At 62.9% G+C, this 16092-nt stretch carries 12 protein-coding genes; 10 read left to right on the top strand and 2 right to left on the bottom strand.

The window, feature by feature from the left end; all coding sequences use genetic code 11:
• Positions 1–435: 435 nt before the first annotated feature.
• Complete coding sequence (locus tag AC5Y5C_RS24645; protein ID WP_499977300.1) at positions 436–1392, top strand: GGDEF domain-containing protein; 957 nt, start codon at positions 436–438, stop codon at positions 1390–1392.
• 20 nt (positions 1393–1412) lie between these two features.
• Here AC5Y5C_RS24645 and AC5Y5C_RS24640 read toward each other — a convergent pair whose 3' ends face one another.
• Positions 1413–2879 carry a sugar transferase gene (locus AC5Y5C_RS24640; RefSeq protein ID WP_499977299.1) on the bottom strand — a complete coding sequence of 489 codons (1467 nt, stop codon included), beginning with the start codon at positions 2877–2879 and terminating at the stop codon, positions 1413–1415.
• Between the two features lie 794 nt (positions 2880–3673).
• Between AC5Y5C_RS24640 and AC5Y5C_RS24635 the strand changes: the two genes are divergently transcribed.
• From AC5Y5C_RS24635 to AC5Y5C_RS24610, 6 genes are read left to right on the top strand one after another with little or no spacing between them, the layout of a single operon-like run.
• Positions 3674–4744 carry a glycosyltransferase family 4 protein gene (locus tag AC5Y5C_RS24635; protein ID WP_499977297.1) on the top strand — a complete coding sequence of 357 codons (1071 nt, stop codon included), beginning with the start codon at positions 3674–3676 and terminating at the stop codon, positions 4742–4744.
• Positions 4741–5925, top strand: coding sequence for a glycosyltransferase family 4 protein (locus tag AC5Y5C_RS24630; protein ID WP_499977295.1), 1185 nt, complete (start codon positions 4741–4743; stop codon positions 5923–5925). The genes AC5Y5C_RS24635 and AC5Y5C_RS24630 overlap by 4 nt, the downstream gene beginning before the upstream one ends.
• Complete coding sequence (locus AC5Y5C_RS24625) at positions 5918–7216, top strand: lipopolysaccharide biosynthesis protein (protein ID WP_499977294.1); 1299 nt, start codon at positions 5918–5920, stop codon at positions 7214–7216. The genes AC5Y5C_RS24630 and AC5Y5C_RS24625 overlap by 8 nt, the downstream gene beginning before the upstream one ends.
• Positions 7213–8217: a CgeB family protein gene (locus tag AC5Y5C_RS24620; RefSeq protein ID WP_499977293.1), complete on the top strand. Its 1005-nt coding sequence runs from the start codon at positions 7213–7215 to the stop codon at positions 8215–8217. Before AC5Y5C_RS24625 ends, AC5Y5C_RS24620 begins: the two co-directional genes overlap by 4 nt.
• Positions 8204–8815, top strand: a complete 612-nt coding sequence (locus AC5Y5C_RS24615; RefSeq protein WP_499977291.1) for a YdcF family protein — start codon at positions 8204–8206, stop codon at positions 8813–8815. The genes AC5Y5C_RS24620 and AC5Y5C_RS24615 overlap by 14 nt, the downstream gene beginning before the upstream one ends.
• Before the next feature lie 10 nt (positions 8816–8825).
• Entirely contained in the window at positions 8826–9971 is a 1146-nt protein-coding gene (locus AC5Y5C_RS24610) for a glycosyltransferase (RefSeq protein WP_499977290.1), read from the top strand.
• On the opposite strand, the gene AC5Y5C_RS24605 is transcribed toward AC5Y5C_RS24610, so the two are convergent.
• Positions 9968–12379 carry a hypothetical protein gene (locus AC5Y5C_RS24605; protein WP_499977289.1) on the bottom strand — a complete coding sequence of 804 codons (2412 nt, stop codon included), beginning with the start codon at positions 12377–12379 and terminating at the stop codon, positions 9968–9970. The genes AC5Y5C_RS24610 and AC5Y5C_RS24605 overlap by 4 nt on opposite strands.
• A gap of 431 nt (positions 12380–12810) precedes the next feature.
• Here AC5Y5C_RS24605 and AC5Y5C_RS24600 point away from each other — a divergent pair, with 431 nt between their 5' ends.
• The 3 genes from AC5Y5C_RS24600 to AC5Y5C_RS24590 all read left to right on the top strand — a co-directional run.
• The gene (locus AC5Y5C_RS24600; RefSeq protein WP_070951523.1) at positions 12811–13668 is read left to right on the top strand and encodes an MlaE family ABC transporter permease; all 858 of its coding nucleotides are present in this window, start codon (positions 12811–12813) and stop codon (positions 13666–13668) included.
• A gap of 1 nt (position 13669) precedes the next feature.
• On the top strand, positions 13670–14527 hold the full coding sequence (locus AC5Y5C_RS24595; RefSeq protein WP_499977286.1) for an MlaE family ABC transporter permease: 858 nt from the start codon (positions 13670–13672) through the stop codon (positions 14525–14527).
• On the top strand, positions 14528–16092 hold a 1565-nt coding region (locus AC5Y5C_RS24590; protein WP_499977285.1), incomplete at its 3' end, for an MlaD family protein. It abuts the gene before it with no gap.

Below are 16092 nucleotides of genomic sequence, written 5' to 3'. Positions count from 1 at the left end.
TGATCAACCGACGTTGAACAAGGGCACTTAACTCATGTATTGCGTCGGGTGATGCGTGACATTTCGTCTCCGGTTGATTTTCTAGCGGCAGCTCGCGGGACCTCCGTCGAGCCGGAACGCCCCGCGAGCAACAGAATCGCGTCCAGCCCCGTGGGCATATATCGCCTGACAGCGTGATCACCTATCTACCAGGCGATAGGACCGATCTTTCATCCTCAGCTGTCACCGCAGTCCCACTATTACCGTGTCGGCAATACTCAGTGCCATATCTGGAACATTCAGCGACCCCCTTTGCCACATAATTAGCCCGTGCCCAGCAACCGAAGACTCAGGCCGCGTCGCAGGCGGACCCCCGAACAGGAGTACCGGTTCGTCACGGGCGCACTCGGCCCCCGGAACTTGAGGCATTTGAAAGTCACCATTGGATTGCTGTGCATGTCCATCCTCCCGTTGGGAACCATCGTCAACATGCATCCGCTGGGACCGCAGGGCGCCGGACGAACGATCCACCAATCGCTCATCGCTGTCTCGTTTCTCGTAGGTGTGTGCTGGGTGGTCTGCCCGTGGCCAAGCAGACGCTGGGCAATCACTTTTGTGATGTGGGCAGACTTGTCATTCGCGGTCTCCGCCTGGATGTACGCCGGGCCGACGATGCGACTTGCGCCGGTCCTGTACATGAGCACAGTCGGCGTGTTCGCCGCGTTTCTGCTGGGCTGGCGAGTGCTGGCCACGCACTGCGTTTTCGCTTCCGCCGCGCTCGGCTCGATCACACTGTGGAACATCCACACCGGCGCGGCAACCTTCCTGGACCAGTTCCTCTACAACGCACCGGCATTGACCACCGTGGTCCTCCTGCCGATCCTCATCCAGGCGGTGATCGAAGGCGGTAGACGCTCGATTCGAGCGGCCGTTGCGGCCGCGAACCGAGACCCGCTGACAAGGCTGCTCAACCGTCGAGGGGTGCAGTCCACGTTTGAGTTCGAGCTGCGCAAGCGGCCGGATCCAACGACGGTTCTCGTGATGGTGGCCGATGTCGATAGATTCAAGGAGCTCAACGACACCTACGGCCATGAGGCCGGCGACAGAACATTGCAGGCCATAGCGGACGCATTGTTCGCAAATATCCGAGACGGCGATATCGCCGCCCGCATAGGCGGCGATGAGTTCATGGTCGTCGCGTTTGTGGACAACACCGACGATATCGCAGCGATCAGCACGCGAATCCGCAACGCACCGATAGACAACGACGGTCCCGAGACGTCCATGAGCATAGGCATCGCCTGGTCATCCACGGATGCAGAGGACTTCAGCTTCGAATCCCTCACCCGGGAAGCAGATTTCCGGCTCTACGAAGCCAAACGCGATCGTGCGCCGCGCGGATCCGCAGCCTGATCTAGCAAGGCAGCGAAACGTCAGTACGCACCCTCACTACGCACCACCGCGCCGACGGTCCGGGAAATGATGCGGATATCGAGCCCCATCGACCAGTTGTCCACGTACGAGATGTCGTGGCGAATGGACTCGTCGACCGAAAGGTCATTGCGGCCGCTGACCTGCCATTGGCCGGTGACGCCCGGCTTCACCAGGAGCCGCCTGCGCATGGTGTCGTCGTAGGCGTCGACCTCCCGCTGTACCTGCGGCCGCGGTCCGACGACACTCATGTCACCGAATAACACATTGAAGAACTGCGGTAACTCGTCGAGGCTGTATTTGCGAATGAACGCCCCGACCGGGGTGACCCTCGGGTCTTCCTTCGCCTTGAAGAAGACGGGCGTGCTCCCGGCCGAATCGATCATCGCCGCGGTATCACGGTCAGCTCCTGTGTACATGCTCCGGAACTTGATCATCCGAAAAGGCACACCGTCCAACCCGATTCGTTCGGACACATAGAACACCGGGCCCGCGCTGGTGAGCTTGATGGCGGCGGCAATCGCGAGCATCACCGGCGCGGTTGCCAGGATGGCGGCGGTGGCGAACGCCATGTCGAATGCTTCCTTGGACATGGACCGCGCGCGCCGATAACCCGGCGCCAGCATTTCCAGCATGTGAACCCGTTCAAGTCCCCGATCGGCGGTTGTCACGACGGTCTCATCGACATCGCCCGGTGAGACCGCGAGCTCAATCCCCATGTCTCCGAGGTCGGAGGCCAGGCCCGGAAGCTCTTTACGCCCAAGACCATCGGTCATCGCAACGGCGACGATCTGAGCCGAAGTCCGCTGCGCAGCCTCGAGCACATGGCGGTCGTCGCCGACGACGGGCACTCGGCGATCACCTACTTCGATGGCCTGTTCACCGAGCCATCGATCAGCTCCTGGGGTGCAGGCGCCGACGACCTCGAAGCCGCTGTCCCGGTGACGGTTGAACGCAGTGACCATCTCCCGAACAGCGTCGTGGTCACCCGCCAACAGCACGGAAGTCTGGCTGTCCGCGCCCCACCAACGCCGCAGCACATACCGGGCAACGAATATGCCGAGCAATCCCAGCGGTATCTCGATGACGAGGTGCCGAATATCGAGCAGCTCGATGCGTGAAATCAGGTAGGTGAGCAGCACGATGGTGAACAGCTGAAACGTGACGCTGACGACTGTCTGCCATTGATGGAGCACCGCTCGCAGCGCCTTGCCGGGGCCCACCGTGTGCAGGGAGAGCGCAGCAAACCAAATGACAGCGATCAGGATGTCCGTGGCCACATACCAGCCGCCCAGGTCCTGTCTGCCGGACAGGAGATGATGCGCAAGCTGGTACGACACCAGGGAGGTGAGCGCGATGGCCACCAAGTCAGCCGCCGGCGCCCAGCGCCGATGCAGGTAGAACAGCCCTCCCGGCCGTGCTTCTACCCTCCGTTGAATTCCGTCGCTAACGACGCTCTTCACAACCATAAGTGCACTTGACCCGTTCGTTCATATCGGTTGATTCGTATGGACGACTTCGGCAATTGAGCCCGACCTATTTACGTGTTGAGGTTTCCATAACGAACAAAAACACGCCACGTGATGGCAGTCACGCTACTTCACACCCGGCAAGGCCACAAATGAAAGTTCTATTGCCGGAAAATAAGAATCATCTAATAAACATCTCGGACCGGCACTTGTTGCTAATCTTCACGCCAATCACATAATACTCACCGGCAAATAACATTTCGGTAACATACGCAGTTCATGGCGGGATCGGCAACACAAGACGCGTCGATAGCCGCCAGTCACAGCGTTACCTCATACACCAGCCCCACGTAGTTGCGGGCAAAAGTAGACAAGGCCAGATTCAACTCTCGCAGGGCAGAACCCTCCCTCTCAGGTTGCGGAGGCCGCATGATGTGTTGCAGGCTGGAGATGGGTCGGTCATCTGGCGATGGATCGGGCGCATCGAACGTTGATGTGCCCGATAATTTCGGATCTAAATGGCGCTGCGCTACTCGCAAATGCTATTTGGCCTACTCAGGCATTATGAGTATCAATGAATAATGAACCTACCGCCGATCACGTGCATGTGTGCGGTGTGGGTTGAATATTGAACAAGTATGAGACGCGGGGCCCGGCCCCCGAGCGAGAACGCGCACGGCGGCGTGGGCGGCGGTGGTTGACGCGTGACGTCGCCCTGGTGTCGCACCGGCCGTCGATAACAAAGATTGTCAATAGCGGAGGCGAGGTCTGACATGCCGCCCATCAGAGTGCACATGACCGGATCCGAGTGGTTCTCGTCGCTGCCCGGCGGGCTGAATCGGTACTTCACAGATCTGTTCACGGCTCTGCGCCACCGCGACAACATCGAACTGTCGGCCGCCGCATTCGGAGAGCCGTCTGACGGCGGACGGTCCTGGGGCCCCACCGGTGGGCCTACCCGGTCGCGGGTCCTCACTGCGTTCAATGACCGATCCGGGCTGCGGCGACCCGGCATTCTCGATCGCCACTTCTGTCTCTACGGACCATCGGCAGCCGGATGGCGCACCCGCAGCCGACTTGTTGTGCACTTTCATGGACCGTGGGCTGCCGAAAGCAGATTCGCGGGAGCCGGCGCCCTCCGGTCACATGCCAAGTACGTCGTCGAACGTCTCCGGTACATCGGAGCCGAGCGGTTGATCGTGCTGTCGGATCGATTCCGCGACGTCCTGATCGAGGACTATCGGATACCCGTGGACCGGATCGAGGTCATCCCGCCCGGCGTCGACCTCGACCGGTTCGGCCTACTCCCACGGTTGGATGCACCCACCGGCCGACGGACGGTGCTGTGCGTACGCAGGCTCGAACACCGCATGGGAATACACCGTCTCATCGAATCGTGGCAGGCGGTCGTATCCGCGCATCCGGATGCCTGCCTGATGATCGTGGGCACGGGCACCGCCGAGAACGATCTGCGGGCACAGGTCACTGCCACGGGTTTGGACGACAGCATCCAGTTCACCGGCCGTGTCGACGACCTGACCCTGACGCAGCTTTACGCGCTCGCCGACTTCACCGTCGTGCCATCCGTGGCTCTCGAGGGGTTCGGACTGATCGCACTCGAATCCCTGGCCACCGGCCGACCGGCCGTAGTCACCGACTGCGGTGGGCTCCCCGACGCGGTACGCGGCCTGGATCCCTCGTTGATCGTGCCCTCCGATAATGCCGAAGCGCTTGCGGCACGTCTTATCTCGGGACTCGATGGTGTACTGCCCACCCCGCAGCAATGCCGCCAACATGCGGAGACATTCTCTTGGTCTGCTGCCGCGCAGCGTCACGACGCCGTGTACTCGGAGCTGAGCGCATGATCCGGGCGATATTCGTCGCCCATACCGCAGCCCCTTCCGGCGCGGAGCTGGCAACCTCGCGATTGCTGTCGGCACTACGCAACGTGCCCACTGGGTACATGATCGAGCCGTCGGTGATCTATACCGAAGACGGTCCGATGGTAGGTGTGATGACGGCGCAAGGCGTCCCTACTTCGGTGTTGGCCAACACTTTCGACAGCCGAAGCGTCACAATCCGCGGTTCCGGATGGTTTCGCCGGCTGGTCGGGGCAGCGGCATTGATTCGCCTCGGGTGGGATCTGGGTGCCGTTGTGCGAGAGCGCGGAGCCGACATGCTGGTCGCGGGGAGCACGAAGGCGCTCATCATGTCCGCCGTCGCCGCCAAACGAGCACGAATCCCCTTGATATGGCACGTACACGACCGGATATCGGCCGAGTATTTCGGCGCCACGATGGCGTTCCTTATCCGAACACTCGGCAAGATCGTCGCCGACGGGTATATCGCCAACAGCCGGTCCACCGAGGATTCACTGCGGTCGCGGCGCCGTCCGGGTGTCGTGTCATACCCGGGACTGGACTTTCTGCGAACCCCCGAGACCGAACACGTGCCACAGCGGCCTGCTTCCGAAACTGTCATCGCCGTCGTCGGCAGGCTGACGCCATGGAAGGGACAAGACGTCTTCCTGCGGGCACTCGCCAACACCAAGGTGCGGCCCTATCGCGCATATCTCGTCGGTGGCACGTTTTTCGGTGAGGAACCCTTTCGAACCGAGTTGGAAGACCTGGCAAGCGAATTGCAGCTGCCCGTGACATTCACCGGCCATCTCGACGACCCCACCGATATCTTGTCCATCGCAGACATTCTGGTGCACTGCTCGGTCATCACCGAGCCGTTCGGGCAGGTCGTCGTCGAAGGCCTGCGGGCGGGCTGCGCGGTCATCGCCACCCGGCCCGGCGGACCCGCGGAGGCGATCGAATCGGGAGTTCACGGGCTACTGGTCGACGCCGGCGACACCGATCAACTGACTGATGCCCTCGATCGTCTCATCGAAGACCGTGACCTTCGAATCCGATTGGCGCACGCCGGACAGTCCCGGGCCAGAAGGTTCGATATCGCCGATTCGGCACAAACCGTCGCATCATTCCTCTCGGAGGTATTCAACCGCCGCGCGGCAACATCGATGGAAGAACGCCGTGTCTAAGGGACCTCGAAGTAGCACAACGCTCCCCCGGACCTTGAGACTAGCCAGGGATTTCGGGGCCGTAGTCTTCGGTAAGTACGGGCAATATGTGGTGACATTCGCGACGGTGCCACTGCTTGCCCGAATCCTGGGCCCGGCGGGAATGGGTTTGTTGGCGGTGGGGATGGCCGCATACTTCTTCGGCTCCATTCTCGTGGACTTGGGCATGACGCCCTTTCTCGCCGCGCGACTGCCTGCACTGCGCAACACTCCTGCCGAACTGCAACAGGTCCGTACCGATTATCTGGCCTTGAGGCTGATGATCCTGGCCATACTCGGGGCCGCATTCGGCGTCGGGTCGATCGCCGGAGTGCCTCCCTATGTCCACATGATTCTGTTGGGGCTCTTCGCCGGTGGGCTCTGGGCCACCTCCGACGACTGGCTTCTCATCGGGCAGGGACGATTTGTCGCGTCGGCGATCTATCAGGGCTCGGGGCGCATCGCCTATCTCGTACTCCTCATCGTGCTGCTCCCGCACTCCCCCCATGCCTCCACCGCGATCCTGTGCCTGCTGGGCTCCTCGATCTTGACCGTCGCGGGCACCTGGTGGGATAGCCTGCGGACCTTCGGGGCTCTATGCCGCCCGTACACACCTGGCCAGATTCTGCGCTCCAGCTGGCCGATCGTGACCTCGCGACTTCTCACCACCGGGTACGGACAAGGGGCGCCGGCCATTTACTCCGCCGTACTGGACGCCGTGTCACTGGGCCTGTTCTCGGCGAGTGATCGTCTTGTCAGGGCCATGCAATCACTTCTGGACATGATCGGATTGGTCCTGTTACCCCGGATGGCACGGCGCAGCACACACGAACACTTCTGGCGCAGCGGCTTTCAGGGATTGCGCGGTGCCGTCGCGGTGGCCGTACTCGCCTCTGCCGTGCTCTGGCTGCTGGCCGCACCGATTGTTCACCTCATCTTCGGAAGCGAATTCCTCGGGGCTGTCGTCCTCTTACGCGCCGAACTTCTCATTCTTCCGGCAAGCACGATCAGTTCGTACATCAGCACCGCGCTGCTACCGGTGCGTCAGGACACGCATGGAGTTCTCGTCGCGTCGGTGGTGGGGACGGCCGCCTCGGTCGCGGGGCTGGTGGCCGCGTCCTGGAGCCACTCCGTGTGGGCATTGACCGGCGGCGTCATTGGCGCCGAATTCTGTGTTGCCATCTGGTATCTGGCTCGCATCAGACATCTGGCAGGACGCGAACGGGGCCTGGACGTCGAGGCCGACCTGACGCAGGAAGGTGTTCCGCGATGAAGATCCTCTTTATCGGAGATGACTGGGTGGGCAGCAATGCCCGGTCGATGGCAGACGGATTCCGTCAGGCCGGACATGAGGTAGTGGTCGTCGACACCACACGAATCACCCTGCCCCCCAGACTGTCACCGGCCTGGGTGTACGCAAAGGGAATGCGTCGGCGCGCACCCTGGCTGCAGAAGTCTGTACATGACCACATCGACCGCATCGCACACGATTTCGCCCCCGACATGCTGTTCGGATTCAAATCGATTCACCTGGACCAGGCACGCCTCCTCCAAGTGCCGGCGGCTGTTCGCGTGCATTACAGCCCGGATGATGTAGGGAACCCCTACAACACGACGACCGATTACCTGACGCACGAAAACGGATGGGACCTGGTGGTCACCACCAAGCGCCACAACATGCCCGAGTTGCGGGCGCGCGGTGCGCGCCGCGTGAAGTTCGTACGCAGCGCCTATGACCCCGCGTGGCACCGCCCCTGTGCCAAACGTGTAGCGCAGCAATACCTTGTGGGATTCATCGGCGCCAGACGTCCGGACCGATCCGGGCTGATCGCTCGACTCGGCAGCGAGCACGGGAAAGATCTGCTGGTTCGCGGTCCGGGCTGGCGGCGCATGCCCTCGTTACAGACCACCGGAGCCACGATTGGTGGTGCCGTCTACGGCGATCACTTCGCAACCACGGTGGCATCCGTGACCGCAAACCTGGTGTTACTAAACTCCGACAACCGTGATACTCACACCTGCCGAACCTTCGAAATACCGGCTTGCGGGGGTCTGTTCGTCGGGGAACGTACCGACGAACACAGCGAGCTGCTCAACGAGGGAACCGAATGTCTGCTGTTCTCCGACGAAGCCGAGCTTCGCGAGATTCTGCACTGGTGTGCGTATCACCCCGCCCAAGCCGTCAAAATCGCTGAGGCGGGCCACCTTCGGGTTACGCAGGAATCGCACCGATACGTCGACCGCGCCAGGGAGATCATCGATGAGCTCCAGTGACGCGAAGGAGGCACCGATCGATAAGCCTTCAACACCCGCTCTGGCCCACAGGCCGTGGTGGCGCAGGCGGGTCCTCGTGGCCTGCATCACGATCACGGTGCTCATCGCGGGGTTCGTGGCGGCCGGTTGGCGGGTGTACATGAACCCGCAGACTGATCCGCTACGGCCGGCTGACGCCATCGTCGTATTGGGCGGCACCCCTTACGAGCGCTTCGACGTCGGGCTGGACCTCGCGAAGCGTGGCTACGCACCGTACCTGTTGATCGCACAGTCGACCGGGGCAAATGACCGCAACATGGACAAGTACTGCAAGGGGCATTTCACGTTCACGGTCAGCTGCTTCATCCCCGACCCGTGGACAACCGAGGGCGAGGCGCAGGAAATACGCGCCAAGGCACAGGAATTCGGCTGGCGTCACATCATCGTCATCACCTTCACTCCGCATGTCTCGCGTGCGCGCTACATCGTCGGAAAGTGCTTCGATGGGGAGCTCACCATGGTCGCCAGTCCCGCACCCTCCGGAGTTGCCTTCTGGTCGTGGATGTTCGTCCGCCAGTCGGGCAGTTACGTGAAGGCCTTTTTGACCCCCGGATGTTGAGGAGTCGCACATGAGCTCATCGCGTATCGCGATTGTCCACGAACGCTTCACCGAGTTCGGCGGCTCGGAACTGGTAGTCGCCGAGTTCATGAAGACCTGGCCGCAGGCCAAGGTCTTCGCACCCATCACCGAACCCCAGTGCCGCCGACAGGTGATGGAGGCGGCGGGCCGGCTGGATGGCGCACCGCACGAACCGATTTCCGGGACCTGGCTGGACGACGCGTATGCCCTCACCGGCCGCAGGTCGCATGCACCACTGCTCCCCCTGGCGCCCGGCGCCCTGAGGAGACTGCCGCTCGGCGGCGATATCGATGCGGTCCTGATCAGCCATCACTCGTTCGCCACCCAGGCGGCATTCGCCACCGAGGCCCCCGTTGTCGCGTATGTGCACAGTCCCGCCCGCTGGGCATGGGATCGCACATTTCGCGATCACGAGATGGCGAGCCGTTCCGGCCGAATCGCCCTGTCCGCGCTAGGAAAGCTCGCACGCCGGGGAGAACTGCGCGCAGCACCTCGCCTGTCGCACGTCATCGCCAATTCACATGCCGTGGCCGAGAGGATTCGCGATTGGTGGGGCCTGCCATCTACCGTGATCAGCCCACCCGTGCGCATCGACCGATTCTCTCCCGATGCGTCTATACCCCGGGAGGACTTCTACCTGTGCGCGGGGAGGCTGGTCCCATACAAGCGCGCCGACTTGGCCATCCAAGCCGCCCAACGGGCCAACTGCCGCCTGGTGGTGTTGGGCGAGGGACGATTCCGCGATCACCTTGAGGCCATAGCCGGACCCGAAACCACCTTCCTCGGTGCCGCGTCCGACGAGGTGCTCCTCGACATGTACCGGCGATGCCGCGCTCTGCTGATGCCCGGCGTGGAGGACTTCGGGATCGTCCCGGTCGAGGCAATGGCTTGCGGGACACCGGTGCTGGCGCTGGGCGCGGGCGGAGCCCTGGACACGGTGGATCCGGGTGTTACCGGCGAGCACGTGCAGGCCGGCCCGGACGACGCCGTGGTCGCACAGCTGGCCGCGCTGATGCGGGACTTCAACCCGGCCGACTACAACGCCGATGCCATCCGGGCGCAAGCGTGCGGATTCGCACCCGAGGCGTTCCGTTCCCGAATCGCCGACACCGTGCTGGGAGCCGCGCGCGTCTAGTCGCCCGCGGCGTGCTTTCCTCCGCTCGCACCAGACCCGCCATGAGAACCCGAACCGTCCGAGCCGCCACCGGCGTTGGATCCATGGGAGCCACCATCGGCTGCGCGGTGCTTTCCACCCGAGTCGCTGGGAGCCGTGACCTTGACCTTGTTCGAGGTACCCGAGGAATCCTCATGATGTTTTCCGCTGTCGGAGTCGTTCTTGGCCACGGACGACTTGCCTGAATCCTTGCTCGCCTCGGCGGCCTTGGATTCGGTCTGTCCGGATGTCACCGATTCGACCGTGTTGGTGACAGTAGACGTGACCGCACCCCTGGTCTGCTTGATAGTGCCGGTCGCCGAATCCTTGAGCGCACTATTCGCCTTGTCGACCTTGTCCTGCAGCTTCTCCTTGACCACCGGTTTGGCGGGCTTGGGGGCTTCCTTAGGGGCTTCCTTTGCGATGTCCTTCGCAGGATCGGTAGCGAGTTGAGCAGCGGGCTCACCGACCGGGGAAGCACTTAACTCCGAAGCGCTCGGCGCAGGCGCGGACAGTGGTGCGGACGTGGCCTTCTCGATGACCTCCTCCTTGGCCTTCTCCTTGGCCTTCTCCTTGGGGGCAGCGACGAGGTTCGATGTGAGATCCAGTTTCGGAGCGTCGAGCTGCTTGACGTCGGGGGCCGTTGGGGTACCCGGCCCCAAGGCCGACGGCGCCGACAGCGCCGACGGGGCAGATGCGGATGCGGGCGCCTCAATGTGTTTGGCCTCCAGCGCGGGCGCATCCGCGGCCGCCAGGGCCTTCGGTGCGGGAGGCGAGAGCGGCGCCGGGGGCGCGCCGATCAGGCTGCCGAGCTGCGTCATCACGTCCTTGTAGAACTTGGAGGCCTGCAAGGTATTCGAGGCCGCCCCGTTGAACAGGTTCCCGTACTGCGCAGTGAGCAGGTCCGAGATGGGCGTCATGACAGGCGTGGCCAACCCCTTGTACAGCGGGGTGAGTGCTTTCGCGAGTTCGACAGTCGGGTCGGGGATTCCAAGCGCCGTGCTGATCAAGCCGGAGACGGTGATGAGCTGGGTCGGCACAATGCCACCCGCCGGAATCAGGTTGGGCGGGATGATTCCGAGTGGCGTGTTGGCCCCGGGAGCCGTTCCGAGCTGGAAAGTCGGCATGAGACCAACGCCGAAGAGCGATGGCAGGGTGAAACCCATCCCCTCGGTTCCCATGTTGAACCCACCCAAGGAATAGACCAGCGGTATCGGCAGCGCCCCGGAGAACGGTGTCTGCAACACCATGACGTTCTGCCCATTATTGATGTTGAATCCGTTGGTGCCGATGTAATTTCCGGTCGTCACATTCAGATTCGTCATGCCGAGACCGAGCATCGGGATGGAGAAGTTTGACAGCGTCGTACCAATTGGTGAGTAGATGCCGTTCTGCGTCGGAATGAGAACGTGCGCATTGAACTGACCGGCTTGCCCCAGCCCAAGCGGTGCCTTGATGCCATTGGCCCACATCGGGATCGATAGCACTGTCTGCGGAACGTTCACTGCCCCGCCATCGACAACCAGAGTCGGCGCGGTGGCCCACCATCCCGTCTCCATTCCCAGCGGGAACGTGTAGTTGCCCGCGCCCATCGGGACCCAGGCCGTCACGTTGGGCAAGGTGCCATCGGGCAAGATTCGGACCGAGTCAGGCAAGATGCCCAAGGGATCCAGCGAGGCGGGGATCTTGATATTGAGCCCGCTCGGCGTCTGCACAAAGGTGTTCGTGATGGTCGTCAAACCACTGGCCTGTAACAGCGGCCAGTTGTACCCCGCCGTGAACTTGTCCTGCTCGGCAATCAGCCCGTCGACGATGTCACTCAAGGGCGGAAGCTGAGTGACGATGGGCCCGATGATCGGGTTGTTGAACGTGGTGTCCAGCGCGTTGGCCAGACCATTGAGCAGGCTAGCGCCCGGGATGGTTGTCGGCAGCGGGAGGTCGACGAAGCCCTGTCCGGGAATTTTGATGGACGGAATGACCCCCGGAACCGCCGTGGGGAGCGGGGTGCTCGCAAGGTTCCGCAGGACATCGGGGAGATCGGCAATCTTGGTCAGGTTCGAGTGCGTGAGGCTCGTCCCGAACGTCGGGAGCAGCCCGCCGGATCCCTGGGCGATCGGATTCCACACACCTCCGGCGGCGGATCCGACCGCATTAGTCCCCGATAAGTAGTTATTGAGCGCGTTCTTATAGTCGGTGACCGCACCTTGGTAGTCCGGCGCCGCCGCAGCAGCCTGCGCGGTCGGCCCGGCGAAAGCCAAGCTGGCAGTGGCGGCGACCGCCCCCGCCGCGGTCACGGTGCGTTGGACGACGACCTTTTTAGATGACTTCCGATGTCGCTTAGACAAGACCGCAACCCTCTCCTTTGAGGAAACCCGAAACGTGAGGAGCACTGTAAACGTGTGATCCACCTCATAGCCGGCATTTGAAAATCGCGTCTACCTGCGATTTGTCTGGTAACACTCCGTGCCCAGACTTGCCTCGGTCGCTGCGCTCGGCGCGAGCAGGGGCCGTACTCACGCAAAGTGATTGAAGAAAGTTTGCTAGACGCGTCAACAAGCGTTTACGCCGAGCAACTACACGCCCAAAGCAAACACGAGAACCGGCAGTCCATCGGGGTACTACAAGCCCAGTAGACGACCGTCAATTTACGTTCACGCGTGAATCCATTTTCGCGATTCGTATGCATCCAGGAACCGGATAGCCCATGATGGCCGAGACGTACTCGTAGATTGCTGGGATTTGTGTTCCAGGTCACACAGGGAGCTGTATTGATCGCCGTAGCCGCAACCACTCTGAGCTGTGTCTGTGTGGGCCGCCTGCGATGACCACGCAGGACGAGCGCCACGCCACCACTGATGGCGTCGCGGCCATCCAGGATTGGACCACCGGATACGTCAAGCGTCACCCTCTTGAATCACTCAAGACCGTCGGTGAGCAGTTCATGCTCGGTGTGCGCACGATTCAGTGGTTCTTCATCGACCTGTTCACCGGTCAGTTCCAGTGGCAGGAGTTCGTCAGGCAGGGCGCCTTTCAGGCCGGCACCGCCGTCGTCCCCGTCATCCTGGTGACCCTGCCCATCGGTGTCACACTCTCGATCCAATTCGCGCTGCTGGCCGGTCAGGTTGGTGCGACCTCACTGGCAGGCGCGGCCAGCGGCATCGCGATCATCCGGCAGGCCGCCTCGCTGGTGGCCGCGCTCTTGATGTCCGCCGCCGTCGGCTCGGCCATCACCGCCGACCTGGGCTCACGCACCATGCGCGAGGAGACCGACGCCATGGAGGTCATGGGCGTCTCGGTGATCCGGCGACTGGTCGTCCCCCGCTTCGCGGCCGCCATCATGATCGGTATCGCGCTCACCGGCGTCGTCTGCTTCGTCGGCTTCCTGGGCGCTTACCTCTTCAACGTCTATTGGCAGAACGGCGCCCCCGGCAGCTTCGTCACGACTTTTTCTGCCTTCGCGACACCCGGCGACATGATTCTGGCCCTCATCAAGGCCGTCATCTACGGCGCGATCGTGGCGGTGGTGGCCTGCCAGAAGGGTCTGTCCACCAAGGGCGGCCCGATCGGTGTGGCCAACTCCGTGAACGCGGCGGTCGTGGAGTCCATCCTGCTGCTGATGACGGTGAACCTCGCCATCAGCCAGCTCTACATCATGATGTTCCCGCGGACGGGGCTCTGATATGACCGCGTCAACCTATGTACCCCCGATTGCCCGGCCCTTCGTCGGCATCTACAACAAGGCGCAAAAGCCGATCACCCGGCTGGGCCACATGGTCGCGTTCTTCTTCCGTGCCATCGCCGGCGTCCCCGTCGTGTTCCGGCACTACTGGAAAGAATTCCTGCGGCACCTGTCCGATATCGCCTGGGGCAACGGCTCCCTCGTGGTCGGTGGCGGTACCGCCGGCGTCATGATCGTCCTCGGCGTCATCGCCGGTGGACTGGTCGCCATCGAGGGCTACAACTTCCTGGACCTACTGGGCCTGGGACCGGCCACCGGCATCATCTCGTCGTTGGTGAACACCCGCGAACTCGCCCCGATCATGGCCGCGATCGCCTTCGCCACCCAGGCCGGCTGCCGCTTCACCGCACAACTCGGCGCCATGCGCATCTCCGAAGAGATCGACGCCATGGACTCCATCGCGATCCGCCCCATCCCCTACCTGGTCACCACCCGGCTGATGGCGGCCACCGTGGTCACCATTCCGCTGTACGTCGCATGCCTGGCCGTCAGCTACCTGTCCTGCCAGATCATGGTGGGCATCATGAGCGGCGGATCCATCGGCTCGTATCTGCACTACTTCGGCATCGGCGTGAGCGGTATCGACATCTTCTATTCGGTCATCAAGGCCATCATCTTCGTGTGGCTGGCCTCCACCATCCAGTGCTACTACGGCTTCTACGCCAGTGGCGGCCCCGAGGGAGTGGGCGTAGCTGCCGGGCACGCCATGCGTGCCGCGATCACCATCGTGATCATCGTCAACATGTTGCTCACCATGGCGCTCTGGAGCGTCGATGCCGGTGCGAGGTTGGGTGGCTAGATGGCGGCCAATTCCTTTGAGACGGATGGCCGTGGACCATCCGAGAAGCTCCTGCTGGGTACCGGCGTCGCCATGATCGTGGTGGCCGCTCTGGTCACCGGTCTCATGATGTTGAAGTCCACGGGACGCCTCAACGATTTCATCCGCGTGGTTGCCGACCTCAACAATGTCGGCGACGGCCTGCCGCAGAAATCCGATGTGAAGTACCACGGTGTTCTGGTAGGGGAAGTGGACGGCGTCACGCCCGCCGCCAACGGCCAGCCCAACTTCGTGTACATCAACCTCAAGCCGCAGTACGCCAAGTCCATCCCCGGGACAGCCACCGCCCGCGTGGTTCCCAGCAACGTGTTCGCGGTCTCGTCGGTGCAGCTGGTGGATCGGGGCCCCGGTGCTCCGATTCGCGGCGGCGCACACATCGCCGAGGACACTCAGCTTCCGACCGTGCTGTTCCAGACGACGGTGAGCAAGCTGCGCGATGTCCTCACCGCGACCGGGCGTGGCCGCGACGACCACTCGACCGGCATCCTGGCCGCCCTGGGAGCCGCGACCGACAACCGCCGCGTCAAGCTGCTTACCGGCGGCGCGCAGCTGAACCGCCTCATCGCTCAGCTCAACGAGATCGTGGTGACCGACACCGGTCCGTCCACTGTCAAGGCCCTGCTCGATGCCACCGAGGGTCTCAAGCAGACCGCACCCGAGCTGCTGGACTCGCTGCATCAGGCCGTTAAGCCGATGCAGACCTTTGTCGAGAAGCGCGAGCAGCTGACCAGCCTGATCAACGGCGGCCTGACCACGGTGGGCACCACCCGGCAGGCCTTCGACAACCACACCGATCAGCTGATCGGCATCACCACCGAGATCACGCCCGTCATAGGCACTTTCGCGAATAATGCGAGCAAGTTTCAGATGATCTTCCAGAAGATCACGCAGATGAGCCAGCGGTGGTTCGAGCATCCGTGGAAGTCCGATGTGGACACCGGCAACATGCGGGTGAACCTTTCCCTGACCCCCGGATACAGCTACACGCGGGCGGACTGCCCACGGTATGGCGAACTCAAGGGTCCGAGCTGCTTCACCGCACCCGAGCTCGTGGTGCGCCCTGACCTGCCTGAGGAACTGCTGCCACAGAACTACAAGGTGCCCCCGGACCTGCAGCCTCCACGCGGAACCGTGGTGGGTCCCAACGGAAACCTGATAGCGGTCGGCCCGCCGTATGTCGTGCCGCCCGGCGGTCCAAACCTGACGGACCCGAATCCGCCGCTGCCGCCATGGCAGCCCGTACCGGTGCCACGCGTCCCCGGAACCGCGGATCCCGACAACGTGGAACCGCCGCCACCACCGCCTCCCCCGCTCCCCGCCGCACCGGTGGCCCCGGGCGCACATGACGGCGGCGGCGCACCGATTGCGCCGGCATCGTTCGGCGGAACCGTGGGACCGGTGGGCAGCAAGGTCGAACGCGCTCAGCTCAGTGTCATTACCGACAAGCCCGCCAGCTCCTCTACGCAGCTGCTGCTCGGCCCGGTCGTGCGGGGCACCACGGTCTCGCTCGCGAAGGAAGGATCTAA

This window comes from Mycobacterium sp. NGS15 (genome assembly GCF_059813245.1).
Note: the sequence above shows the minus strand (reverse complement) of the source record. Positions and strands in the feature narration are given on the sequence as shown.

Coding starts and splice junctions, on each gene's coding strand:
- AC5Y5C_RS24615 (WP_499977291.1), top strand. CDS start 8,204: ATGAGCTCCAGTGACGCGAAGGAGGCACCGATCGATAAGCCTTCAACA.
- AC5Y5C_RS24630 (WP_499977295.1), top strand. CDS start 4,741: ATGATCCGGGCGATATTCGTCGCCCATACCGCAGCCCCTTCCGGCGCG.
- AC5Y5C_RS24595 (WP_499977286.1), top strand. CDS start 13,670: ATGACCGCGTCAACCTATGTACCCCCGATTGCCCGGCCCTTCGTCGGC.
- AC5Y5C_RS24635 (WP_499977297.1), top strand. CDS start 3,674: ATGACCGGATCCGAGTGGTTCTCGTCGCTGCCCGGCGGGCTGAATCGG.
- AC5Y5C_RS24640 (WP_499977299.1), bottom strand. CDS start 2,879: ATGGTTGTGAAGAGCGTCGTTAGCGACGGAATTCAACGGAGGGTAGAA.
- AC5Y5C_RS24600 (WP_070951523.1), top strand. CDS start 12,811: ATGACCACGCAGGACGAGCGCCACGCCACCACTGATGGCGTCGCGGCC.
- AC5Y5C_RS24645 (WP_499977300.1), top strand. CDS start 436: ATGTCCATCCTCCCGTTGGGAACCATCGTCAACATGCATCCGCTGGGA.
- AC5Y5C_RS24620 (WP_499977293.1), top strand. CDS start 7,213: ATGAAGATCCTCTTTATCGGAGATGACTGGGTGGGCAGCAATGCCCGG.
- AC5Y5C_RS24610 (WP_499977290.1), top strand. CDS start 8,826: ATGAGCTCATCGCGTATCGCGATTGTCCACGAACGCTTCACCGAGTTC.